At 51.7% G+C, this 23,975-nt stretch carries 25 protein-coding genes and 1 other annotated feature; of the genes, 11 read left to right on the top strand and 14 right to left on the bottom strand.

The window, feature by feature from the left end; translation table 11 throughout:
- Positions 1-8: 8 nt before the first annotated feature.
- Both LKE53_07690 and LKE53_07695 read right to left on the bottom strand, forming a co-directional pair.
- Positions 9-2,441 (bottom strand): SMC family ATPase, encoded by a 2,433-nt coding sequence (locus LKE53_07690; protein ID MCH3972625.1) that lies wholly within the window; start codon positions 2,439-2,441, stop codon positions 9-11.
- Entirely contained in the window at positions 2,438-3,574 is a 1,137-nt protein-coding gene (locus tag LKE53_07695; protein ID MCH3972626.1) for an exonuclease SbcCD subunit D, read from the bottom strand. Before LKE53_07695 ends, LKE53_07690 begins: the two co-directional genes overlap by 4 nt.
- 165 nt (positions 3,575-3,739) lie before the next feature.
- On the opposite strand from LKE53_07695, the gene LKE53_07700 reads away from it, so the two are divergent.
- Complete coding sequence (locus LKE53_07700; protein ID MCH3972627.1) at positions 3,740-5,155, top strand: serine hydrolase; 1,416 nt, start codon at positions 3,740-3,742, stop codon at positions 5,153-5,155.
- Between the two features lie 247 nt (positions 5,156-5,402).
- On the opposite strand, the gene LKE53_07705 is transcribed toward LKE53_07700, so the two are convergent.
- Positions 5,403-6,200 (bottom strand): DUF4368 domain-containing protein, encoded by a 798-nt coding sequence (locus tag LKE53_07705; GenBank protein ID MCH3972628.1) that lies wholly within the window; start codon positions 6,198-6,200, stop codon positions 5,403-5,405.
- Positions 6,201-6,363: 163 nt separating this feature from the next.
- Between LKE53_07705 and LKE53_07710 the strand changes: the two genes are divergently transcribed.
- The 3 genes from LKE53_07710 to LKE53_07720 are packed head-to-tail and all read left to right on the top strand — an operon-like array spanning position 6,364 to position 8,211.
- Positions 6,364-6,690, top strand: coding sequence for a hypothetical protein (locus LKE53_07710; protein MCH3972629.1), 327 nt, complete (start codon positions 6,364-6,366; stop codon positions 6,688-6,690).
- Positions 6,644-7,666, top strand: a complete 1,023-nt coding sequence (locus tag LKE53_07715) for an HNH endonuclease (GenBank protein MCH3972630.1) — start codon at positions 6,644-6,646, stop codon at positions 7,664-7,666. The genes LKE53_07710 and LKE53_07715 overlap by 47 nt, the downstream gene beginning before the upstream one ends.
- On the top strand, positions 7,666-8,211 hold the full coding sequence (locus LKE53_07720; GenBank protein ID MCH3972631.1) for a hypothetical protein: 546 nt from the start codon (positions 7,666-7,668) through the stop codon (positions 8,209-8,211). Before LKE53_07715 ends, LKE53_07720 begins: the two co-directional genes overlap by 1 nt.
- A gap of 406 nt (positions 8,212-8,617) precedes the next feature.
- Here the strand turns inward: LKE53_07720 and rplL are convergent, their stop codons facing one another.
- The 8 genes from rplL to LKE53_07760 form a co-directional block, all read right to left on the bottom strand.
- Positions 8,618-8,992, bottom strand: coding sequence for a 50S ribosomal protein L7/L12 (gene rplL, locus LKE53_07725; protein ID MCH3972632.1), 375 nt, complete (start codon positions 8,990-8,992; stop codon positions 8,618-8,620).
- A 63-nt stretch (positions 8,993-9,055) separates the two neighbouring features.
- On the bottom strand, positions 9,056-9,592 hold the full coding sequence (rplJ, locus tag LKE53_07730) for a 50S ribosomal protein L10 (protein ID MCH3972633.1): 537 nt from the start codon (positions 9,590-9,592) through the stop codon (positions 9,056-9,058).
- A gap of 33 nt (positions 9,593-9,625) precedes the next feature.
- Positions 9,626-9,772: a sequence feature (ribosomal protein L10 leader region), on the bottom strand.
- A 41-nt stretch (positions 9,773-9,813) separates the two neighbouring features.
- On the bottom strand, positions 9,814-10,506 hold the full coding sequence (rplA, locus tag LKE53_07735; protein MCH3972634.1) for a 50S ribosomal protein L1: 693 nt from the start codon (positions 10,504-10,506) through the stop codon (positions 9,814-9,816).
- A 62-nt stretch (positions 10,507-10,568) separates the two neighbouring features.
- Entirely contained in the window at positions 10,569-10,994 is a 426-nt protein-coding gene (rplK, locus tag LKE53_07740; GenBank protein ID MCH3972635.1) for a 50S ribosomal protein L11, read from the bottom strand.
- A 152-nt stretch (positions 10,995-11,146) separates the two neighbouring features.
- On the bottom strand, positions 11,147-11,671 hold the full coding sequence (nusG, locus tag LKE53_07745) for a transcription termination/antitermination protein NusG (GenBank protein ID MCH3972636.1): 525 nt from the start codon (positions 11,669-11,671) through the stop codon (positions 11,147-11,149).
- A gap of 21 nt (positions 11,672-11,692) precedes the next feature.
- Positions 11,693-12,040, bottom strand: coding sequence for a preprotein translocase subunit SecE (gene secE, locus LKE53_07750; GenBank protein ID MCH3972637.1), 348 nt, complete (start codon positions 12,038-12,040; stop codon positions 11,693-11,695).
- Positions 12,041-12,060: 20 nt separating this feature from the next.
- The gene (gene rpmG / locus LKE53_07755) at positions 12,061-12,210 is read right to left on the bottom strand and encodes a 50S ribosomal protein L33 (GenBank protein MCH3972638.1); all 150 of its coding nucleotides are present in this window, start codon (positions 12,208-12,210) and stop codon (positions 12,061-12,063) included.
- 172 nt (positions 12,211-12,382) lie between these two features.
- Complete coding sequence (locus tag LKE53_07760) at positions 12,383-13,189, bottom strand: hypothetical protein (GenBank protein MCH3972639.1); 807 nt, start codon at positions 13,187-13,189, stop codon at positions 12,383-12,385.
- Positions 13,190-13,454: 265 nt separating this feature from the next.
- Between LKE53_07760 and LKE53_07765 the strand changes: the two genes are divergently transcribed.
- The 7 genes from LKE53_07765 to LKE53_07795 are packed head-to-tail and all read left to right on the top strand — an operon-like array spanning position 13,455 to position 19,936.
- Entirely contained in the window at positions 13,455-14,531 is a 1,077-nt protein-coding gene (locus LKE53_07765; protein ID MCH3972640.1) for a D-alanine--D-alanine ligase, read from the top strand.
- A 46-nt stretch (positions 14,532-14,577) separates the two neighbouring features.
- Positions 14,578-15,420 carry a glutamate racemase gene (murI, locus tag LKE53_07770; protein ID MCH3972641.1) on the top strand — a complete coding sequence of 281 codons (843 nt, stop codon included), beginning with the start codon at positions 14,578-14,580 and terminating at the stop codon, positions 15,418-15,420.
- The gene (locus tag LKE53_07775; protein ID MCH3972642.1) at positions 15,402-15,929 is read left to right on the top strand and encodes a DUF1934 domain-containing protein; all 528 of its coding nucleotides are present in this window, start codon (positions 15,402-15,404) and stop codon (positions 15,927-15,929) included. Before murI ends, LKE53_07775 begins: the two co-directional genes overlap by 19 nt.
- Positions 15,832-17,523 (top strand): arginine--tRNA ligase, encoded by a 1,692-nt coding sequence (gene argS, locus LKE53_07780; GenBank protein ID MCH3972643.1) that lies wholly within the window; start codon positions 15,832-15,834, stop codon positions 17,521-17,523. The genes LKE53_07775 and argS overlap by 98 nt, the downstream gene beginning before the upstream one ends.
- A 57-nt stretch (positions 17,524-17,580) precedes the next feature.
- A complete protein-coding gene (locus tag LKE53_07785; protein MCH3972644.1) occupies positions 17,581-18,774 on the top strand; it encodes a homocysteine S-methyltransferase family protein in 1,194 nt (397 codons plus the stop codon).
- A gap of 16 nt (positions 18,775-18,790) precedes the next feature.
- Positions 18,791-19,663 carry a 16S rRNA (adenine(1518)-N(6)/adenine(1519)-N(6))-dimethyltransferase RsmA gene (gene rsmA, locus LKE53_07790; GenBank protein ID MCH3972645.1) on the top strand — a complete coding sequence of 291 codons (873 nt, stop codon included), beginning with the start codon at positions 18,791-18,793 and terminating at the stop codon, positions 19,661-19,663.
- Between the two features lie 15 nt (positions 19,664-19,678).
- On the top strand, positions 19,679-19,936 hold the full coding sequence (locus tag LKE53_07795) for a hypothetical protein (protein MCH3972646.1): 258 nt from the start codon (positions 19,679-19,681) through the stop codon (positions 19,934-19,936).
- Positions 19,937-20,005: 69 nt separating this feature from the next.
- On the opposite strand, the gene leuB is transcribed toward LKE53_07795, so the two are convergent.
- From leuB to LKE53_07810, 3 genes are all read right to left on the bottom strand, one after another.
- On the bottom strand, positions 20,006-21,076 hold the full coding sequence (gene leuB / locus LKE53_07800; GenBank protein MCH3972647.1) for a 3-isopropylmalate dehydrogenase: 1,071 nt from the start codon (positions 21,074-21,076) through the stop codon (positions 20,006-20,008).
- A 60-nt stretch (positions 21,077-21,136) separates the two neighbouring features.
- On the bottom strand, positions 21,137-22,837 hold the full coding sequence (leuA, locus tag LKE53_07805) for a 2-isopropylmalate synthase (GenBank protein ID MCH3972648.1): 1,701 nt from the start codon (positions 22,835-22,837) through the stop codon (positions 21,137-21,139).
- Between the two features lie 392 nt (positions 22,838-23,229).
- On the bottom strand, positions 23,230-23,970 hold the full coding sequence (locus LKE53_07810) for a histidine phosphatase family protein (protein ID MCH3972649.1): 741 nt from the start codon (positions 23,968-23,970) through the stop codon (positions 23,230-23,232).
- Positions 23,971-23,975 lie beyond the last annotated feature (5 nt).

Raw genomic sequence — 23,975 nt, forward strand, 5'->3', positions numbered from 1 at the left:
AAGTTTCTTTACGACTCGCCTTCTATTTGGATGCAGCTGCTACCGTCTGGCAGGCGGCTGACGACAATTTGTTTTTGCATGACAGTCTGCAGCTCTGTCACATGAGAAATAATGCCAATGGTGCGCCCGGTTTTCTGCAAACGCAGCAGTGCCCCCATAGCAGTATCCAGCGTCTCTTGGTCGAGGGAGCCAAAGCCCTCATCGATAAACAGGGCATCCAGGCGCACCGCGCCGGAATAACTCTGCACCACATCAGAAAGGCCGAAAGCAAGCGATAAAGATGCCAGGAACAGCTCGCCACCCGAAAGCGTGCCGACATCTCGCTCGCCGCCGCTCGCAGCATCTAAAACAGCTAAGTCCAGCCCGCCCAGCGCGTTGCCGCCGGCGGGTGTTTTTTTGCGCAGAAGCCGGTAGCGCCCACCGGAAAGATCTGAAAATAGATTGTTTGCGCTGGAAAGAATATCGTCCAGCATAATTCCCAGTACAAACTGCTGAATCGGCACCCGCTGGCTAGTCTTGCCAGAGAGCAGACTAGCGAGGCGGCCGGTTGCCTCATAGCGCATTTTTAATTTTTTACCTGTCTTTTCTATATCTTCCATCTGTTTACATGAATGCTGCGCATTTTCCAAGCTCTCGGCAGCGTGTCCTGCTCTGCCCGCCAGCTCGGCTGCAGCCTGCTGTGCAGTTTCTCTCTCCCGTCGAGCAGCAGTATCGTCTGGCCGCAGGGTCTGCTGCGGCACGCCCGGCTGTGCACGAAAAGCTGCCATGGCCTCTTGATACTGCGTACGACTTTCAATGTCATCTGCCTGCGCTTTTTCAAGTGCCGCTTTTGCGGCCGCCTGCGCATTTTGTGCATCTGCTGCACTCTGCCGCAGCTGCGTTTCGCGTTTTTCAAGTTCACCGGCCTGCTGCCGCAGGCTGCGCACCGCTTTTTCCAAGTCAGCAAGGCTTTCGCTGCCCTGCATCTGCGCCGCAATTTCTTTTTGTGACGCCTCTTTCGCGGCAAGACTGCTGCTGAGTTCTGTTAACACGGCCCGCGCCTTTTCGGCGCGCAGGCGCGCGTTTTCGCGCTGCTGTTCCAATGCTTTTAGACGTTTCTGCGCGCTTTGCAGGGTTCTGACCGCCTGGTTTGCCTCTGCCTGATGCTGCTGCAGCTGGGCAAGTTTTTCCGAGCGCGCTGTGGGGTGCGGGTGCTGCAGCGAACCGCACACCGGGCAGGGACACCCCGGTTTTAAATCGGCCGCGACTGCGGCAGCCGCGTTGGTGTGCAGTTCCTGTTCCACCGCAGCGGAAAGCGCCGGTATCTGCTCGATTTTCTGGTTTAAGGCATCGATAAAGGCACTGCCTTTCTGCCAGTGCTGCTGTGCTTCTTTTTGCAGCTGTTCGGCTTGCTGCAACTGCTGCTTGTTTTGCGCCGCAGCGGCTTCTAAGCGCGCAATTTCTTTTTGCAGTGAATCCAGCCGACGGGCGGCCTCCAATGCGCCCTGACGGGAAACTGCGATTTCACGCAGCTTTGCCGCCTGCTCCCGCAGTGCCTGCGCCTGCGGCAGGGCAGCCTGCTGCTGTTGTGCACGCTGTGCGGCAAACGCTGCGCGCTTTTGGGCATTCTGCTGCTCCTGCTCCCGTTTTTGCAGAAAATCATAGGCTGATGCTGCCCGCGCAGATAAATCATAGGCACGGTTACAGGCCGCCTGCCGGTTTTGTGCCGCAGCAAGCGCCTTTTCTGCCTGCGCACAGTCTGCCTGCAGCGCTTTGCATTTTTCCTGCAGGGCCGCCAAATCTTTGACCTCTTCACGGGAAAGAATCGCCGCCTGCGCTGAATCATTGAGTCCGGTCTGTTTATGCAGTGCACTTGCTTTGTCGCGCATACAGCGGGTCAGGTGGTCCCACTTTTCGGTAGCAAACAGTGTCTGCAGCAGTCGTGCTTTTTCCAATGAACTGGAAAGCAGCAGCTTTAAAAAATCGCCCTGCGGCAGCACGACCACCTGCGAAAACTGCTCACAGGTAAGGCCGAGCAGTTTCTCTGCCTCTGCACGCACGCGCGTTTCTGAGCCGGAACACAGCAGCTGCCACGCGCCCTGTGAATTCTTTCGGTAACATTCGTGTACTTCTTTAATTTTCTTTGCATCTGCCCGTTTGGAGTAGTAAGTCTTGCGGCTGCGAAACCACCGGTATACAGCGCCGCGGTACGCAAATGAAAACTCCACCAGCGTTTCCTCTTCCTCTGGTGCGCCAAGACTGCGCATATCCGCCCAGCTGCGCCGCCCGCCGGTAGAGCGGCAGTACAGCGCAAAACACATGGCGTCTAAAATAGTGGTTTTTCCGCCGCCAGTGGCACCGGTGATGAGGAACAGCGGATGCTCGCCAAGCTTTGTAAAATCCACTTCTGTTTCATGCAGATACGAACCAAATGCTTTCATACGCAAACGGATAGGATTCATGCTTCTTCCTCCTCTTTCATTGCTTCCCGAAACAGAGCAAGGTCCTGCTGTGTCGGTTCCGTGCCGCAGACCTGCTGCAGAAACGCAGTAAAAATTTGTTCATCATCTACCCGGTGGCGACGCATCGCCCGCCGAAATTCGGTATCCTCACCTTCCCCTGCAGAAAGCAGCCATTCGCTCGAAAGGCCCAACAGGTTGGGATAATACGGTCGCAGTTGGTCAACTGGCTGAAAAACCGGGTGAGCATCCGTCAGCTGCACAAACAGATAATCTTCGCTCGGGGTCTCTTTGGCTGCCGACAAAAGCGCTTCAAAGCTGCCGCGCAGTACCCGCACATCACGCGGCGGCATTACGGGTACAACTGCGGTCTGTACTGCTCCGTTCTCCACTGTGACAAAGGTAACGCCTTTCTGCTGGTTTGCCTCATCAAAGCTGTACTTGAGCGGTGAGCCGGCATAGCGCCCGCTGCCTGCTTTCTGCGGTGCATGCAGGTGTCCCAGTGCCGTGTAGGCAAATGGCGCAAAGCAGTCTAGTCCCACTTGGCTGCTGCCGCCGACAAAGGCCGGGCTTTCACTGGCGCTGATCTTTCCGCCGGCCGCAAAGCAGTGCGTCACCAAAATGTTGACTGCATCAGGGTCGGGCTGCACGCGGGCCAAAAGGGCACGGAATGCTTCATCCATGGTACGGGGGCCGTCTTGCTGTTGCTGCAGCGCCTGCCGGGCTACGGTGGGGTCACAGTACGGCAGAGTATAGCAGCAAAGCGTGCCATCTTTGGTTTGAATGGTGTAGGGGTTCCAAAGGTCCTCGGGCCGGGTCGCCAAAACGACCCCCTCCCTGCGCAGAAAAGACGTGCCCAAAGAAAGCCTGCGGGCGCTGTCGTGATTGCCCGAGACCGCAACCAGCGGAATCTGCAAAGCGGAAAGGCCGCGCAGAAACTGGTCAAAAAGCTCAACCGCCTCGACCGGCGGCACCTGACGGTCAAAAATATCGCCGGCCAAAAGCACGGCGTCCGGCCTCTCTTTTTTGATGAACGGCAACAGCCACTCCAGCAAAAACCAGCGCTGATCCTCTAGCAGGCTGCGCCCGTACAGGGCCTTGCCCAAGTGCCAGTCGGCCGTATGCAGCAATTTCATAAGAAGGAACTTCCTTTCTTTTCCCTGCCCGCAAAAGTTGCGGATTCTGCCTTTTCTTTTTTTATAAATACTGGTATACTGAAGTATACATAATTAAATACTGCGAAATAAAGAATGGATGCAGACAGTCTGTATTTATTTTATCACACTGGAGGAAAGACTTCCATGAAAAAACGTCTGCTTGCGCTGCTGCTTTTGCTGACAGTTGCCACGGCGGGTTGCCTGCCTGCCAGCGCTGCCGGCAGCAGTGCAGCCTCTTCATCTGCCGCCTCAAAAAGCAGCTCCGGCAGCACATCCTCTGCTAGCGCGTCAAGCCAAAGCGGGAACAGTGTCTTTAAACCGAATTTTCAGCTGAATTCCAAAGCTGTCGAGCTGGTAAACCTGGACACCGACACCTCTGTCTTCGAACAAAACGCCAGCCAAAAAATGTACCCAGCCTCTACTACAAAAATCATGACATTCATTATCGTCATCGAGCATGTAAAGAATGTGGACACGGCCACCATGACATACACCGATAAAGAAAAAAAGATGATCGATGGCACCGGCAGTTCTACCGCAGGACTGAAGGTCGGTGAAAAATTCAGTATACATCAGCTGTTGTACGCCATGATGGTCCCCTCTGGCAACGATGCGGCCCTGCTTTTGGCGGACTATGTCAGCGGCGGCGATGTGGACAAGTTTGTGGAAATGATGAATCAAAAAGCCAAGGCACTGGGCTGTACAGGCACACACTTTGCCAACCCGGATGGCTTGCCGGACGACAACCACTATACCACGGCGCGCGACATGGCCACCATGGCAAAATACGCCATGACGCTCAACTACTTTATGGAGGTCTGCAATACAACTGTCTATAACTTAACGCCGCTGAATCAGCCCACGATCAAGCGGCAGCTAACAACAACCAACGCCATGATTGACCGCGGCTCGCAGGGCGGCCTGTACTACAATCCCTATGTAAAAGGCATAAAAACCGGCCATACCAGCAAATCCGGCCGCTGTCTGGTCAGTACTGCCGTTTACGGCGGGCGCACTTATCTGTGTGTAGTGATGGGTGCGCCGCTGAGCGACACCAAATATGGAGAAATGACCGATACCACAAACCTGTACAAATGGGTTTACAGCAACTTTAACCTGGTGCAGATTGCCTCGGCAAAACAGCCTATTTGGGAAGTATCTTTAAAGTACGCGTGGAACCGCGACTCAATCACGTTGTATCCGGAAAAAAACGTTTCGGCAGTTTTGCCAGAGGGCGTCAGCGCCAGCAGCGTAGAGGTCACGACCAACGTGCCCAGTGCAGTAGAGGCTCCGCTGAAAAAGGGCCAGGTTGTCGGCACCGCCACCCTGACCTACGCAAAACAGAAATTGGCAACTGTACGCTTGGTAAGCAATGAAGACGTCAACCGCAGCGAATTGGTGCACTCGGCCACGACCGCCAAAGCGATTTTCTCTTCCCCTTGGTTTATCGCAATTTTTGCGGTCATCGTCTTGCTACTCGTGATTTATATCGTTTTGGCGGTTGTTTACAGTCGCCGCAAACGTAACCTGCGCAAGGTACATAAGTACAAGCATTTTTAAAGAATACTGCAAATGTAGTAGAAAACGAGACTTCTGTTCGGCCGCTGAGCCGTGGAAGTTTCGCTTTTTTAACACGCAAACCTGTTTTTACACAAAGCACCGCCTAGTTCACTTCCCCGCAAAGTGGCTGCATTAGAAGGAGCTCCCGTACTTTTTTCTACACTGTTAAAAAAGGCACCCCAAAAAGGTGTCTCTCTAAGGGATTTGGTTCCCTGGGAAAATATCGGCATAGTTTGGAGAAATCCGGCTATGCCGATTTTTTCTGCGTATCGGGCAGGTCGACTGCACCGATAAAGTTCCAATGAATGAGAATGGTCTGCTTTTTTGTCCGTGTTCCGGGTACTTTTTCCGGCTTGAATACATCGATACGTTCCACCAATGTATGGATGATTGCGGCATCCAGTTTCTTGACTTCGGTGTACTTTTTCACCTGTGCACGGAAGGAGTCAATGTTGAGCCGTTGTACTTTGGCTTTGGAAATAGCCTCACGCAGTTCCACTACTTTGACTTCAAGCGTTTTCTGCTCCTGCTCATAGGTGGCAGTCATTCTGGCAAAACGCTCGTCACTGACCTTACCGTCGATGTTGTCCTCATAGAGCCGTTGGATGATTTCATCCAGTTTGTGGATGCGCTGCATTGCCTGCTCCAGTTCTCTGTTGCTGTCACGGAGTTGTCGATTGAGGTCTTTTTCATTTTTCTTGGTCAGCATCTCCACAAATTCGTTTTCGTGATCGCGGACGAAGGCGAGCATCCTGTTTATCTCCGTCAGCAGAATCTGTTCCACCTGCACATTGTGTATCTGATGGGAGGAGCATTTTCCTTTCTGCTTACGATAGGTAGCACATACGAAATGTTCCTGCTCATGATTCCATCCTCTCGCTCTGACCTGGTACAGTTTCGCACCGCAGTAGGCACAGAACAACATACCGGACAGGACAGGCATTTCGCCCATCGGTGTCAGCCTGCGTCTGCCGTCTCGGATATGCTGCACAATTTCAAAGGTTTCCTGGTCAATAATGGCTTCGTGGGTGTTTTCAAAAATCACCCATTCGGACGGGTCGTTATTGACTTTTTCTTTGATTTGTAGGATTTTTTCTGAGTCTTGAAGTTGACTGTATGACCCAGATACTCCATTTTCAGCAACATACCTTGCCAAAAAGGATGAGTATGGGCAGACAATCGTTTTTGCAGTCAATGTCCTTTATGCAATTACGTTAAGTGCATTGTTTAATAAAGCAGGCATAAAAGCTGATTTTGTTGTCTCTGATGTAAAAGACTCTATAACCGGAGTCACCATTTCCAGAGAAGAAAATCAGAGGAAGCTCCAGGATTATCGAGACAGTAAACTGCAGGTTCTTGTGAATGTAAATATTCTTACAAAGGGTGTTGATTTGCCGCAGACAAGAACTGTTTTCTTGGCAAGACCTACGGTTTCAACCATTCTTATGACGCAGATGGTAGGCAGAGCGTTAAGAGGTACCGCCACTGGTGGAACCGCTGATGCATATTGTTTCCTTTATCGACCAGTGGAATGAACATATTGCATGGGTTAATCCGGAAACAATGAATTTGTTGGGTCTGATGCTGAATATATCAAAAAAAACAATCAGAACGATTGCAATTTCTAAGGTGGAAGAATTTGCTTCTATTTTGGATGATTCCGTGGATACAAGTTTCTTGGAGTCCGTTCCTTTTATTCAGCGTGTTCCGGTTGGAATGTATGTGTTTACCTACTTGCAGGAGAATGGTATGGATTTGTCCTATCAGGTTATGGTGTATGACAGTACAGTAAAGGCTTATGAACAACTGATGAAAGCACTGCCTGAGTTGTTTGCTACTTATAAAATTGAGGACGAATATCTGACAGATAATGTGTTAGAGGCACTGGAAGAACATTGCAGAGATACATTCTTCTGCGGAGAAATGATTCCTCCTTATGAAAGCCGGGATGTTGTCAATATTTTGAAATACTACGCTCAGTATGAAGAGATGCCGAAATTCTATACATTTGCTGAGGTTGACAGAAGCAAACTCGATATTTCTAAAATTGCTCAGTATATCTGGGACGAGGATATGGGACAGCGTAAAAAAAATGAATATCTGGATGAAATCTGGAATAGCAGCGACGATAATATGCTTCGCCTTTATTTCGGAAAGAAAGTTTATTTTATGAAGCAGCTTGATATTGAACTTATGAAAATTTCTAACCCGGATATTTACAAAGACACAGAAAATAACGTTGTATTCGGAAAGAAATATCTGGAAAACCTGCCTTTGTATGAGATTGGAAAGATAAATCCGAACCTGGAGAGGGAACTTCGTGATTCTGCTTTTGAAAAATCCAGAAACGAAAAAGGTGAATACTGTTGTACCGAATGTGGACTGACTGCAACAAGCAGAATCCCATTCCAGGTTGACCACATCATTCCTATGAATAAAGGCGGGAAAAGTGTGCCTGAGAACCTTCAAATCCTTTGCAGAACTTGTAACGGAACCAAAGGAGATGCATAATGGAGGAACTATTGTATTCTCCATCAGATATTGCAAAAATCATTCGGAAGCGTGATATGGGTACAAGAGCTAGACAAGAATTTGTTTCAGCAGTATGGGAAGTTGAAAGAGATTTTATTCCGTCAGTATACCGGAGGAATCAAAGGAAATTTGTATTAGATGTAATGGATCAGCTTAACTTCTTAGAAGATACCGATACATATCAGCGTGAGATTCCATATGTAAATCGAGATTTATCTGATTTGGGGAGTAAGACTGTTATTACGGAAGATAAATATTTTATGGAGTTTGATACATTTTTCAAAGAGCTTCGTTTGCGAATTGTCATATTAGACCAACAGGATTTTGTCCGTATGAAACTTCATACAATGCTGCGAGAACATGGCTATAAACGTCGCAGTCCTCAACTGATACGTCATTTACACAAGTGTCTTTACTTTTACCATGTAGGAACTTACACACGAGGCGAAGTGAAATGCGATATTGAAGGAATCAGCTTGGACGATATGATTTCATTTCGTGTAGTAGGATGTGCGGGAAAATAATTGATCATAAATTATGAAAATAAGCACGGTGACTTTCCTGACATGAACAGATGACGAATATCTAAACGGGTGTGGAACACAGCACCAGACTATCCTTGGAATGACAGGAACGCAGTGCTTAGCCATATTAAAAATCATCCGAACATGGAGCTGACCATTTTTCTGTATAAACCGACTACCCACCAGAGGGGACGAAGAGGTGTTTAAAAGGGTAATGGAACAGACTGAGAACTTTAGACTCTACGCTGATTAAAGGCAAAAAAAGACCACATGGTAGGTTAATCACCCGCCATGTGGTCTTTTTTTGTTTGACACCGTTTGAAGACGTCACTCAAAAATTACTGTTTTCGTATAATCCCTAAGTGAACGCTCCAAACAGGGTACCTCTATCAGCAAAAAGCGAAACTTACTTCAGTTCAACTTCTGCGCCGGCATCAGTCAGCTTCTTCTTCAGGTCTTCAGCATCTTCCTTAGAAGCGCCTTCCTTGATAGCCTTAGGAGCTGCATCAACCATAGCCTTTGCATCTTTCAGGCCCAGGCCGGTAACGTCGCGGACAATCTTGATAACCGGGATCTTGTTCGGGCCGGCAGACTTCAGCACAACGTCAAACTCGGTCTTCTCTTCAGCAGCCGGAGCAGCAGCAGCCGGAGCAGCAGCAACAGCGACAGGAGCAGACGCAGAAACGCCGAATTCATCTTCCAGAGCCTTTACCAGATCGGACAGCTCCAAAACGGTAAGACCTTTTACTTCTTCAACAAGCTTATCAACTTTCTCAGACATGTTTGTTACCTCCACATCAAAACGAATAAAATTCTGTGATTAAAAATTTTTAGGACTGTACAGTTACGCCTCTGCGGCGGGCTGCTTTTCAGCAATCGCATTGAGTGCAACGACCAAGCCCTTGATAGTACCATTGAGTACTGTAACCAGGCCGGTGATCGGTGCGTTCATGCTGCAGAGAACCTGAGACAGCAAAACATCTTTGCTGGGCAGGCTGGCCAGTTGGTCGATTTGCTCGACACCAACTGCTGCGCCGTCAACAAAGCCGCCCTTAATCTGGAAGTCTTTGTTGTCTTTTGCGCAGTCTTTCAAAGCCTTTGCAGCGCTTACATAGTCCTCACCAACGGCGAGAGCTGTAGCACCTTTCAGCTGATCATCCAGGCCGGTAAGGCCAGCGTCAGCCAAAGCACGCTTGAGCAGGGTATTCTTAATAACTTTATAAGAGTTCCCACCGTCACGCAGGTCTTTGCGCAGCTTTGTGTCATTCGCAACAGAAATACCCTCGTAATCGACAAGGATACCGACGTTTGCTTTCTTGATCTCTTCCGCAAGGGCAGCAACCTGCCGCTTCTTTGCGTCTAAAATCTTATCACTTGGCAAATGGTTTCACCTCCATTGAACCGATTGTGCTTTGCGGCAAACAAAAAGCCTTTCCCACAAAACCTGCGGGAAAGGCAAAAGTTACACACTGATACAGTGGAATCTTTTGCTTCCTCGGCAGGTGGGCAAAGCCCTTTGCGCAAATGCACCTGCTGTCTTAGGACAGCATAAAAAGTATAGCACACAGCAAAGCTGTATGTCAATAGCTGCCTGACAAAAAATCAGGCGCCAAATTTGTTGGGGTTAATGCGTACGCCAGGGCCCATGGTAGAGGCAACGACGCAGGAGCGAATATACTGGCCCTTGGTTGTAGCCGGCTTTGCCTTGACGATTGCATCCATCAGTGCATCAAAGTTTGCGGTCAACTTTTCAGCGCCAAAAGATACACGGCCGATTACACAGTGGATAATGTTGGACTTGTCCAGGCGGTACTCAATCTTACCGGCCTTGGCTTCTTTGACAGCCTTGCCGATTTCACGAGTAACGGTACCGGCCTTGGGGTTTGGCATTAAGCCGCGCGGGCCGAGGATTTTACCTAAGCGGCCGACAACGCCCATCATGTCCGGAGTGGTGACGACAACGTCGAAATCCATCCAGCCGGACTGAATCTTCTGTGCCATTTCTTCTGCGCCGATAAAATCGGCACCGGCTGCCTCTGCGTCTTTTGCAGCATCGCCCTTACAGATAGCCAGTACGCGCACCTTTTTGCCGGTGCCGTTTGGCAGGACCAGCGCACCGCGCACCTGCTGGTCGGCATGGCGGCTGTCAACGCCCAGCTTGATATGGATTTCGACTGTTTCGTCAAATTTAGCTGTGCCAGTCTTTACGGCAAGCTCAAGCGCTTCTTTTGGATCATAAAATTTTGAACGATCGATCAGCTTTGCGCCGTCGACGTATTTTTTTCCGTGTTTCATGGATTATCCTCCCTGTAAAGTGGTAAATACGGATGATGAGTTCCTCCCACCCGGGTAATCTGTCAATCAGCGACTTCGATTCCCATGCTGCGGGCAGTACCGGCGATCATGCTCATGGCAGATTCAATGGTAGCCGCATTCAGGTCGGGCATTTTTGTTTCTGCAATCTGCTTAATCTGCTCTTTGGTGATCTTTGCAACTTTCTTTTTGTTTGGCTCACCAGAAGCAGTGTCGATTCCGCAGGCCTTTTTAATTAAAACAGCGGCGGGCGGGGTCTTTGTAACGAAAGTGAAAGAGCGGTCTGCATAGACGGTGATAATAACCGGAATGATAAGGCCCGCATCTTTCTTTGTGCGCTCGTTAAATTCCTTTGTGAACGCCATAATGTTGACGCCGTGCTGACCGAGAGCCGGTCCTACAGGCGGCGCCGGGGTTGCCTTGCCGGCAGGTATCTGGAGCTTAATATAACCAGTAACCTTTTGAGCCATTGTAATTGCACCTCCAAAATTTGTGGTAAAAACGGAACACACTGAAAAAAGCAGGATTGGTGTATTCCTCCCACGGGGGCCAAGCAGGCCCCTGCTTCAGCGGTTTCCCGCAGAATTGCTTTTTACTGCCCGAAAAACTTTCGGGGCTTGCTTCATTCCATTGCTTCGGCCTGGTCGAGCTCAAGCTCAACAGGCGTCTCGCGGCCGAACATGTTGACAGTAACGCGCACACGGTTCTTTTCGGTATCGATATCTTCCACTACACCGACAAAGCCATCAAATGGCCCATCGATAATATTGACAGAATCGCCCACCTGATAGGAAACCTCGACGTCTTTTTTCTCAACTCCGAGCTTCTGCACTTCTTCCTCGGTCAGCGGCACCGGCTTGGTGTTGTCAGGGCCGACGAAACCGGTGCAGCCGCGGATATTGCGCACCACGTACCAAGACTCGTTGGTCAAGACCATCTTAATCAGTACATAACCGGGAAAGAGCTTGCGCTCTACTTCGCGGGTCTTGTTGTCTTTAACCTCGGTCACTTTTTCGGTTGGGACCATAATCTGCTGGATCAGGTCCTCCATTTTACGGTTTTCCACCGTTTTGGCCAATGTGGAAGCGACCTTGTTTTCATAGCCGGAGTAGGTATGCACAACATACCAGCGTGCTTCTTCAGCCATTGTCATACCTCACTTCTTTCATCATACTGCAACATTCATAAACTGATGCAGCAGATTCGTGAATGCTTCATCCAGACCGAAGACAAACAAACCGACTACAGCGACCATGACCACAACGACGCCTACGTTTTTCCACACAGCGTGCGGGGTCGGCCAAATCACTTTTTTGATTTCCGGCTTTAATTCACGGAAAAACCGCGAAATACCGTCAAATCTTTTTTTCTTCTTTTTCTCTTTTTCGGTTTTGCTTGTCTGAGCCTGCGCAGTCGCTTTGTCGGACACTTTGTCAGCTTTTTTCACGGCTTTTTTTGCGTCCTGCGCAGCGGGGGCTTTGCCCTTGCTGGCGGACTTTTTTGTCTTGTCAGCCATTGCTGTCTCCTCCGTCCGAATCACTTGGTTTCCTTGTGCAGCGTGTGCTTTTTGCAGAAGGGACAATACTTGCGCATCTGCAGTCTGTCTGGGTCGTTCTTCTTGTTTTTCTTTGTGTTGTAGTTACGCTGTTTGCACTCAGTGCAAGCTAATACTACCTTTACTCTCATGACGGCACCTCCCGTATTCCGGAAAAATATTGGGGCAGGACCTGCCCCGGCCTCCCTCTAAGAAAAGGGTGCAAAAAAAATACCCCTTATTGAGGTATTTTTATCTTAGCATATTCTTCTGCGGCTGTCAAGCCATTCTTTGTAATTGACCGGTGTTATGCAGGCGCAGAACTCAGTACCGGTCCTCCATGGTTGCGACAACGCGCTTTTGTTTTTTCACCTTTTCGGGCTTCAGCTTTTTGCCGCGCATTTTGCGCGAGAACTGGCAGCCTGTTTTCATTTCAGAGGTAAAGAATGGGTCAAGCTTGGCGATTTCATCATCGGAAAGCTGATTCATTAAAACAAAGGTAATGGAAGAGGCAATGTCTCTTTCGCCATTTTCATATACTTCACTTAAAACTTTACCCAGCTTTTTCAGCGTAGCCTCGGGGGGATTTCCCTGCAGCAGGCTGCGCAGCTTTGGCAGAATATTGTTTTCCAAAAAAGTTGCCGTGCGAATCTGCCCATAGGTAATGCGTTCCTGTGCGGTTTCTTCGCGCAGCTCCGGGAAAATAGTCATCATGCGGTTGCAGAAAAAGAGAGTGTTGTTTTTGTTTTCGCTGGTCTTTTTCTGGTGGTAGCGCACGACCTGCTGCAAAACCGCCTTTTGGTTGCCTTTCTCGGTAACTTCGTCTGAAAAATCAGCAATGATGCTTTCTGTTTCATTTTTTGCGTCTTCTTCAGTCTCCGGGTCAAAAAGCATCACAGAGCGCTGGTGCCACTTGCCCTCTGGCTGGCCGTTGTCCAGGCTGCAGTAAGCTAAGTTGAAGCGCTTCTGCTCTTTTTCATAAAAGATGCCATAGGCCATCTGCTCGCCGATAAAGTAGGCATGTATGCCCTTGTCATCTCTGCATACGCTGTCTTCTTTCAGCGTATAGCCCAGTGGTGCAAGCTCTTCTTTCAGGCGTGCCACGATTTTATCAAACGCCTTCTGCTCCAAAACCATCACTCCTGTATTCTTGTATATCTGCCCGTACAGGGCCGGTTTTATACGGCTTTTGTGCGGCAGATGCTGCATTTTCTGTTTCAATTAAATTGTTTCTAAAAGATTATACTACATAAAAAGCTTTTTGTCACCATACATTTGTAAGGTTGTCAGCATTGCTTCCGGTAAATGGTTGTGGTATGATAAATTGTATATCAGAATACAGTAAAAGCGCCCCTGCCAAAGGAGGCAGCGGCGCTTTATGTGGAGGAAACTGAAGATGAAAAAAACCGTAGCAGTTCTGTTTGGGGGCAGCTCTTCTGAGCATGAAGTCTCCTGTGTTTCTGCAGCAACCATTGCAGAAAGCTTGGATAAAAATAAATACGATGTCTTAACGCTCGGTATTACCAAAGACGGCCGCTGGATGCTTTACAGCGGCTCCGCTGAGTCCATCCGCTCTGGCGCATGGGAAACAGACGCGGCTGCCTGCCGCCGCGCTTTTCTTTCGCCAGACACCTCTGTGCACGGCATTATTGCCGAAAGCCCCGACGGCTTCCAGACTATTCGGCTGGACTGCGTCATTCCCGCACTGCACGGCAAAAACGGGGAAGACGGCACTGTGCAGGGGCTGCTGCACCTGAGTGGCGTTCCCTATGTTGGCTGCCCAACCTTAGCGAGTGCCTGCTGCATGGACAAAGCAGTAACGCACACCCTCTTGGCAAGCTGGAATATTAAGCAGGCGCATTTCCTGTGGTTTTTTGCCGAAAACTACAGCGGCGAGGGCCGTCTGAAAATTCAGCGCAAAATTGAGGCCCGCTTAGGCTGGCCAATTTTCTTAAAGCCCGCGAACGCGGGCTCCAGTGTGGGCATTACCAAAGTAAAAAGCGCCGATGAAATGGATGCTGCAGTTGCCCTGGCGGCCCTGCAGGACAGCAAGATTGTCGTAGAGGAAAACATCATCGGCCAGGAAGTAGAGTGCGCTGTCTTGGGCAATGAGTGCCCGCAGGCAAGCATTGTCGGCGAAATTGGCGCTGGCGCAGAGTTTTATGACTATGACGACAAATACAAAAACGGAAAAAGCAAGCTTTACATCCCGGCACATTTGGAAGACTCTGTTGCCAACGAACTGCGGCACACTGCCTGCCGTGCCTACCGCCTTCTGGGCTGCACCGGCCTTGCACGCGTAGACTTCTTTGTGCGAAACGGCAAAGAGGTCCTGCTGAATGAGCTGAACACCCTGCCGGGCTTTACTTCCATCAGCATGTACCCCAAACTGTGGGAAGCCTGCGGCAAACCAATCCCGCAGCTGCTGGACGACCTGATTTCTCTGGCGGAAGAGCGCAAGCGCTATATCTGACAGCGGCTTTCCGTTTTACGAATTTTGACAGTAAAGGACAGGAAATATGGATAATCGGCCTATCGGCGTTTTTGACTCCGGCCTTGGCGGGCTGACCGCTGTGCGCGAAATGCTGCGCATTCTGCCGGAAGAACAGATCATTTACTTTGGCGACACCGGCCGCGTCCCCTATGGCGGCCGCAGCCCAAAAATCATCACCCAATACTCCCGGCAGGACGCTGCCTTTCTGATGAGCAGGCATGTAAAAATGGTTGTTGCCGCCTGCGGCACAGCCAGCAGCGTGGCCGGCTCTCTTTTGGCCAAGGAACTGCCGGTTCCGTTTACCGGTGTACTGGAGCCGACCGCCCGCGCGGCGGCGGCAGCCACGCAAAACGGCCGCATTGGCGTAATTGCAACCGATGCAACAATCCGCAGCGGTTCCTTTCAGCAGGCACTCAAAGCACTGAACCCGCAGCTGCAGGTCTTTGCCAAAAGCTGCCCGCTTTTTGTGCCTATTGTCGAGTCTGGCTTTTCTTTGGAACACCCGGATATCACAAAAGAAGTAGCAGAAACCTACCTTGCCTCCCTACGTGCGGCAGATGTGGATACTGTGATTCTCGGCTGCACACACTATCCGATTATTAAGCGCATTATCGGTGAAGTGGTCGGTGAAAAGGTCCGCTTGATCGACAGCGGCCGCGAAACCGCAATCTACTGCCACAGCCTGCTGCAGCAGCAAGACATGCTTGCACAGGGCACAAAGGGCGACTGTTCTTTCTTTGTGAGTGACCGCATTGAGGACTTTTCAAAAGTCGCCGGCATTTTCCTGCGCGAAGATGTGCACAGTGCAGTGCAGCTGGTTGACATTGATAAATACGAAGGAGCTACTCCATGGAAGAAAACTACCTGATTTCCATACGCGGCCGGCAGCTGGTAGATGACGAAACCGGTGAGATTGAAATAACCGCCTTTGGTTCCTACATTAAAAAAGATGACAAACGCTTTATTACCTATAAAGAATACGATGAAGACACCAACCGTTCGCGTACTTCTGTTTTAAAAATAGAGGGAGACCGCTGTGTTACTCTGATGCGCGGCGGCATGGACGGCACACGCCTGATTTTAGAAAACGGCAAGCGGCACATGTGCCAGTACGCAACAGAATACGGCCAAATGATGCTGGGGGTATTTACTTCCAGTGTGGACAACCAGCTGACCGATGAGGGCGGCCGGCTGACTGTCACCTATACGCTGGACTTAAACGCAAACCTTTCCAGCGTCAATGAGATTGCTATTACCGTCAAGGAGGTAGACCCTAAAAATGTCAAAATACGTACAGCAAGCAAAGGACCAGCTGCGCCGGGAAATCCTGTCTGCGGCCAAAAAAGCACAGAGCCTGCAGGCCCTGCCTGCAGGTGAGTTGCCCGCTTTTACCCTAGAAGTTCCCTCCGACCGCGCCCACGGCGACTGGGCAGCCAACGCTGCTATGGTCAGTGCTCGCGCATTTCACATGGCACCGCGCAAAATTGCCGAGGCGCTGGCTGCAAATTTATCGCTGGACGACACTTTTTTCGGCCGCTGCGAAATTGCAGGGCCGGGCTTTTTGAACTTCTTTTATAAACCCGAATTCTATACAGCAGTGCTGCGCGACGTAAAGGAAAGCGGCGAAGCCTATGGCCGCAGCAACTTTGGCGGCGGCAAGCGCGTTTTGGTGGAATTTGTTTCGGCAAACCCGACAGGCCCCATGCACATCGGCAATGCACGCGGCGGCGCCATCGGCGACTGCCTTGCCTCAGTGCTAGATGAAGCCGGCTACCAGGTACAGCGTGAGTTTTACATCAACGACGCTGGCAACCAAGTCAATAAATTTGGTATGTCGCTGGAAGCCCGCTATCTACAGCTTTATAAGGGCGAAGATGCCGTCCCATTTCCCGAGGACGGCTACCACGGTGTTGACATTACCGAACACGCCAAAAATTTTGCCAAAAAATACGGTGACCGCTATGTGGAAGTCCCCGAAGAAGAGCGCCGCAAGGCTCTCATTGATTATGCCCTGCCGCTCAACATTCAGGGTCTGCAGAACGACCTGCTTAAGTACCGCATTCGTTACGACAACTGGTTCAAAGAATCCAGCCTGCACCAAAGCGGCGCGGTAAAACGCGTGATCGAGCTGCTCAAAGAGCGCGGCGCAACCTATGAAAAAGATGGCGCGCTTTGGTTTAAGGGTGGAGCATACGGTTCTGAAGATTTTGTGCTTGTGCGCGCAAATGGCGTTCCAACTTATGTAGTTCCGGATATCGCCTATCATTATAATAAATTGATGATACGCAAATTTGACAAGGCAATCGACGTGTTCGGGGCCGACCACCACGGCTATGTGCCCCGCCTAAAGGGCGCCCTGCAGGCACTGGGAGCCGACACCAGCCGGCTAGATGTTTTGCTGATGCAGATGGTGCGTCTGGTGCGCGGCGGCGAAACCATTAAAGCAAGCAAGCGCAGCGGCAAAGCCATTACGCTGGTCACTCTGCTGGACGAAGTGCCTGTAGATGCGGCACGCTTTCTGTTTAATATGCGGGAACCGAACTCCGAGATGGACTTTGACCTGGACCTTGCCGTACAGCAGGACAGCAAAAACCCGGTTTACTATGTGCAGTACGCCTATGCGCGCCTGTGCAGCCTTTTCCGCACCATGAAAGGCGAGGGTGTCACCCTGCGCGACTGCAGCGACGAGGAACTTGCCCTGTTGAAAACGCCCGAGGAAATTGAGCTGATCCGCCACCTTTCCGCCTACACCGGCGAAATTGTTGAAGCCGCAAAGGACTACGACCCCGCCCGCATAACACGCTATGCGCTGACACTGGCAACGCTGTTCCACAAATGCTACACCGCGTGCCGCATTAAAGGCGAAGAGGCTTCTCTGGCGGCTGCGCGGCTGTATCTGTGCGACTGCGTGCGCACAGTACTGCGCAATGTGCTGTCGCTGCTGAAGATTACCGCACCGGAGTCTATGTAAAAATCTGCATACAGATTGATTAAATGATAATTTTAAAGAATCAGGTGATTTTCGCGCGTGGATGATTTCCCCTACCCTCTGCCCATGCTGCTGGACGGCGGCGCTGTAACCAACTTAACCGCGGCGGGCATGCCCGCCGGTGTCTGCATGGAGCAGTGGGCTGCTGACCACCCACAGGTGCTGCGGCAGGTACAGCAAAGTTTTCTCGCCGCCGGCAGCGACGCGGTTTTGGCACCGACCTTTCGTGCAAACCGTGCCGGCCTTGCACCACATGGTCTGGCCGGAAAGACCGAATCCCTGAACTGCCGGCTGGTTGCACTCAGCCGCGAAAACGCCGCAGGCCACCCTGTGGGTGCGCTGGTTGGACCAACGGGGCTGTATGTTCCGCCTTTTGGCTGTGCGGACTTTGACGACATATATGAAATTTACCGTGAGCAGGTGCGCGCACTGGAAAAAGCAGGCGCCGATTTTCTGCTGGCCGGCTCACAGACAGCGCTCTCGGACATGCGGGCACTGGTACTCGCCTCACGCACAAATGACTTGCCGGTCTTTGTCACGATTTCCGTAGATGAAAACGGGCATACCAAAACCGGTGCCCGTCTGCTGCCGGTACTGCTGACACTGCAGGCAATGGGTGCCGATGCTGTCGGGCTGAATTTCACCTGTACGCCAAATAAAATGCTGCGCCGTATGGAGGATGCTGCCTCTCATGCGGTGGTTCCGCTGATTGCCCGCCCAGGTAACACACAGCTGAAACCGCAGGAGTGGGCTGCTGCCATGCGCCGCCTGATGGACGCCGGCGCTTCGATTGCAGGCGGCTGCCTGTACACGAAGCCAGAGCATATCCGGGCTTTGAAAGCCCTGCTGCGCGACTATGTGCCTCCGAAAGTGCCCAAAGAGCCAGATTGCAACGCTGCAGCGATTGAAAGCGAAGCTTTCTTTCTTGGGGATAGTCTTACCTTCAGCGAACCGCTTTCATGCTCGGCACACTTGGGAGATGACCTGATTGCCATGGACGACGACCCCGCCGGCGCAGCATTGGTGTATATCAATGATTTAGCAGATGCAAAGCTTTTGTCAGATGCGGCACACATGACACGCAAGCCGATTGCCGTGCTTGCCGACCGCAAGCCTGTGCTGGAGGCTGCCCTGCGCTATTTTCAGGGCCGGCTGATTATCGACAGCCGCTGCGCGCTGGCGCCGGAGGTTTTGGGGCCGCTCGCGGCAAAATATGGCGCCATTCTGTACTAATTGCTGAGGAGTAAAAATGGATTTATCGAACAGTCAAACCATTCATGCACTGCTGTCACGGCACGGATTTACCTTTCAAAAACAGCTGGGCCAAAATTTTCTGATTAACCCGACTGTCTGCCCCCGTATGGCAGAAGCCTGCGGCGCAGCGAAAGATTCCGGCGTGCTGGAGATTGGGCCCGGCATTGGCATACTGACCGTAGAACTGGCTCAGCGCGCAAAAAAGGTCTGCTCCATTGAGCTGGACCGCCGCCTGCTGCCCGTGCTAGCGGAAACCCTGCAGCCCTACCGCAATGTAGACGTGGTGCAGGGTGATGCGATGAAGCTTCCCCTGCACACTCTGCTGCAGCAGGAATTTCCAGATATGCGTATCGCGGTGTGCGCCAACCTGCCCTACTATATCACTTCGCCACTGATTATGAAGCTGCTGGAAGACCGGCTGCCGATTTCCTCTCTGACCGTGATGGTACAAAAAGAGGCAGGAGAGCGCCTTTGTGCAAAACCGGGTACGCGCGCCTGCGGCGCTGTCAGTGCTGCGGTGTGGTATTATGCAGAACCAAAGCTGCTTTTCCCTGTCGGACGCAGCAGTTTTTTGCCTAGCCCCAAAGTGGACTCGGCTGTCATTCAGCTGCAGGTGCGCAGCACCCCGCCCGTAACGCCCCGCTCAGAAGCTTTCTTTTTCCGGACAGTACGCGCTGCTTTCGGGCAGCGGCGCAAAGCAGCAGCAAACGCGGTTTCAGCCGGACTTTCTGTACCAAAAAAAACTGTACAGGAAGCTTTGCAGGAAATCAGCGCACCACCCACTGTACGTGCCGAACAGCTGACTTTAGAGCAGCTGGCCGATTTGAGCAATCTTTTATATGAAAAGCAATCATTCTGTTCTTTATAGATGGAGGTGCCTTTTATGCTGAATTGGACGGACGGAAAAATGTCAGAATTCTTTTTCTTCATTGCCTTTGGGTGCACGATTCTGGCGATGATTTTCAGCCCCCTAGAGTTGGAGAGCTGGTCGGTCGCCTCGGCATCAGTCGCCATTGTCACCGCGCTGGGCGGCATTTATCTGGCGTTCCGCGCCTGGAAAGAGCCGCTGCCGGAAGACGCCCCCGCCGATGCACAACAGAGCGCGGAAGCTGCCCCTTCGGCCGAAAAGCGCAAACCATAAAGCAACTATAAAAGGCCGCCGGCTGTGAAAATTCACGCACCCGGCGGCCTTTTTGTATTTCAATTTTGTTTACAGCAGACTGCAGACCAAGTCGCCCATTTCAGTGCAAGAAAGCACCGGCAAGTCTTTTGCGGCAATGTCGCAGGTGCGGCCTTTTTCCAATGCAGCAGACACCGCGGCCTCAATGGCAGCGGCAGCTGCAGGCTGATCCAACGAATAGCGCAGCATCATTGCGCCGGAAAGAATCGTTGCCAGCGGATTGGCTTTGCCGGTACCGGCAATATCCGGTGCTGAGCCATGAATCGGCTCATACAGGCCGCGCTTGGTTTCGTTCAGACTTGCAGAGGCAAGCATGCCAATAGAGCCGGAAATCATACTTGCTTCGTCTGAGAGAATATCACCAAACATATTGGAAGTTACAATAACGTCAAACTGACGCGGATTGCGCACCAGCTGCATTGCGCAGTTGTCGACATACATGTAGGAAACCTCTACTTCCGGGTACTCTTTGCTCAGGCGCTGCACCGTTTCGCGCCACAGGCGGGAGGATTCCAGTACATTGGCTTTGTCAACACTGCACATCTTTTTGCGGCGTTTCATTGCCATTTGAAAGCCGACGCGCACAATGCGCTCGATTTCCGGCACGCTGTATTTTTCGGTATCAAAAGCAGCCGGCTGGCCATTTTCGGTGCAACGGCCGCGCTCGCCGAAATAGATACCGCCGATAAGCTCGCGCACAATCAAAACGTCCAGATTGTCGCCGATGATTTCATCTTTCAGTGGCGAAGCGCTGCGCAGCTGCGGAAAAATGACCGCAGGGCGCAGGTTGGCAAACAAACCCAAAGACGAGCGGATACCCAAAAGGCCTTTTTCCGGGCGGTTGTTGCCGGGCTGAGCGTCCCATTTAGGGCCGCCAACGGCACCCAGAAGCGTGCTGTCAGCCGCTTGGCAGGTTTTTACGGTTGCTTCCGGCAGCGGCACACCTGTCGCGTCAATGGCAGCGCCGCCCAGCAGGGCTTCTTTAAAATCAACGCCAAAGCCGAATTTTTTCCCGGCCTTTTCCAGCACTTTCATTGCCTGCTCTACAATTTCGGGGCCGATGCCGTCCCCTTTTAGAACAGCAATCTGATACGTCTGCATGTTCATATCCTCCTGTAAAACAAATTTAGATACTGAATTTTATAAATTCAGGCGGCCGCCTCAGCTGTTTTTGCGGCTGCGGTTGATCGCACAGATAATACCCTTGATTGAGGCCAGGCTGATGTTGCTGTCAATGCCTACACCAAAGACGTCATGGCCCTGGGGGTCTTTCAAGTGGATATAGGAAACGGCCTTGCTGTCAGAGCCGCGGGAAATGGCGTGCTCCTGGTACGCCACAAAGCTGTAGTCCTCAATACCCACCTGTGCCAGCGCACGGAAAAAAGCATCGATTGGGCCGTTGCCCACTGCATCGACCGGGTGGTCAATGTGGTGGAAGCGCAAATTACCCTGAAAATGGACTGCTCCGCTGCCCTCGGCATTTTCTTCGTCTTCGTTTTCTTCAGAAAGCTTATAGGCTTTCAGGTTATAGGGCGCCTTGACTTCCAGATATTCTTTACTGAAAAGGTTGTAAACTTCTTTGGGCATCAGCTCGCGGCCGGCCTCATCGCAGGCGGCCTTGACCACGCTGCCAAATTCCGGCTGCATTGCTTTTGGCATATTGAAACCAAAAGACTGCTGCATAACAAAAGCCGCGCCGCCTTTGCCAGACTGGCTGTTGATGCGGATAACCGGCTCATAGGCGCGGCCGATATCGGCGGGGTCTATGGGCAGATACGGTACTTCCCAGTATGAAAGGTCATTAGCGTGCATGCGGTCAACGCCCTTTTTGATTGCATCCTGGTGAGAGCCGGAAAATGCGGTAAAAACCAAGTCGCCCGCGTATGGCTGGCGGGGCGGCACCTTCATATTGGTGCAGTGCTCGTAAACTTCACGCACATGGTGAATATCGCTGAAGTCCAGTTTGGGGTCGACCCCCTGAGAGTACATGTTAAGCGCTAAGGTCACAATATCGACATTGCCGGTGCGCTCACCGTTGCCAAAGAGTGTGCCCTCTACCCGCTCGGCGCCAGCCAATAGGGCAAGCTCGGTCGCCGCGACACCGGTGCCGCGGTCGTTGTGGGGATGCAGGCTGATAATGGCACTGCCGCGATGTTTCATGTGGCGGATACAGTACTCAATTTGGTCTGCATAGGTGTTCGGCGTGCACATTTCCACGGTATCTGGCAGGTTGATGATGACTTTCTTTTTGGGGGTTGCGCCCAATGTTTCCAGCACTTCATCGCAGATGCGCACGGAATTCTGCACCTCGGTACCGCTGAAACTTTCAGGAGAATACTCATAGCGGATATTCATGCCGGTTTCGGCGACTTCCTTTTCGGTGAGCGCGCGAATCAATTTTGCGGCCTCTACAGCAATGTCAATGACGCCGTCCATATCCTTGCGGAAAACGACCTTGCGCTGTAAAGTGGAAGTAGAATTGTAAAAATGGACAATCACATTTTTTGCGCCGTGAATCGCGTCGAATGTCTTGCGGATGAGATGCTCACGGGCCTGCACCAGTACCTGGATGGTGACATCGTCGGGAATCAGATTGCGCTCGATCAGCGCGCGGCAGATCTCGTACTCGGTCTCGGACGCGGAAGGAAACCCGATTTCAATTTCTTTAAAGCCAACATCGACCAGCAGCTGAAAGAACGCCAGCTTTTCTTCCAGATTCATCGGGTCAATCAGTGCCTGGTTGCCGTCGCGCAGGTCTACGCTGCACCAGGTGGGCGCTTTGGTGATGGTGTTCTGCGGCCAGGTCCGGTCCGGCAAATCAATCTGCTGAAAGGGAATATACTTTTTGTAGGCGTCGTTCATGTTCTATCAGCTCTCCTTTTCTCACTGTATCGTCGGCTTTGGGAAAGACAGCCCGCTGTGGAAAGATTCTTTGGAATAACAAAAAAGTCCCAGGCACGGAATACACCGTGTCTGGGACGAAAGTTACGCCGTGGTACCACCCAGCTTCAGCTTTAAAAAAGCCCTTTGCGGCCTCTTCCAAACGAAAAGGCCCCGGCAAGTAACGCTGCCGAAACGTCCGCTCCTACTAAACTTCGGGGACGGCGGCTCGGGGATGAGCTATACGCATGTGCTGCTGCACCGGCTTGCACCGCCCGCCGGCTCTCTGAAGCAACCCACACATGCCTTATTCCCGTCTTTGCCTTGTCAACGATTTGATTTTCAATCATTATAACGCAGACAAAAGCGCCCTGTCAAGGCTGTTTTTTGTCTTTCTGTGTTTTTGCTTCCGGTTTGCCGCCGCCGTAAACACGCTCGGCCGCCTCTCTCGCCACATCCAGTACCATATGCGCGGTCTGTTCTTCCTGTGTATCATGCCCTTTTGCCGGAATAGTTTCGTATGCCTCGGCCACCATTGAGCGCATCCACAGCCCCGGGGTAATGCGCAGTGAATAGCCGCAGCCCGGCTCGGTCATCCAGTCGTAAAACTTTGCGCGTGGCAGACCGTAGGCCGCCAAAATGGACATGATAGAGCCACCGTGCAGAATCACCACCGCGCTGTGCAAGTCAGAGCGCATCATTCCGTCGACCAGGTGCTCAAAAGCGGCACAGGTGCGCTGCATAAACCAGCCGCCGTTTTCACCGCCGGGCGGTGTCACTGCCTTGCCGCCCTCCATCCACTCCAGAAAAGCGGGGTCTTCCGCCGCGATTTCCTTAGCTGTTTTATTTTCCCACGCACCGAAATCTGTTTCCCGAAAGTCCGTGACCACCTGCGGGGTAAGGCCGGGGTACAGAATTTTTGCGGTCTGCAGGCAGCGCTTCATCGGACTGGAGTAGCAGATTTCGGCGGCCGGGTACGGGTGGTTGTCCTTCAGCTCCCGCAGCTGTTTTTCGCCTTCCTCACACAGGGGCAAGTCGGTACTGCCGATATAGCGTCCTTGCAAATTGCCGGCGGTCAAGCCGTGACGAATCAAATGAATCAGGTAAGACTGCATGATAT

Source organism: Oscillospiraceae bacterium (assembly GCA_022483045.1).
Taxonomy (GTDB): domain Bacteria; phylum Bacillota; class Clostridia; order Oscillospirales; family Acutalibacteraceae; genus Caproicibacterium.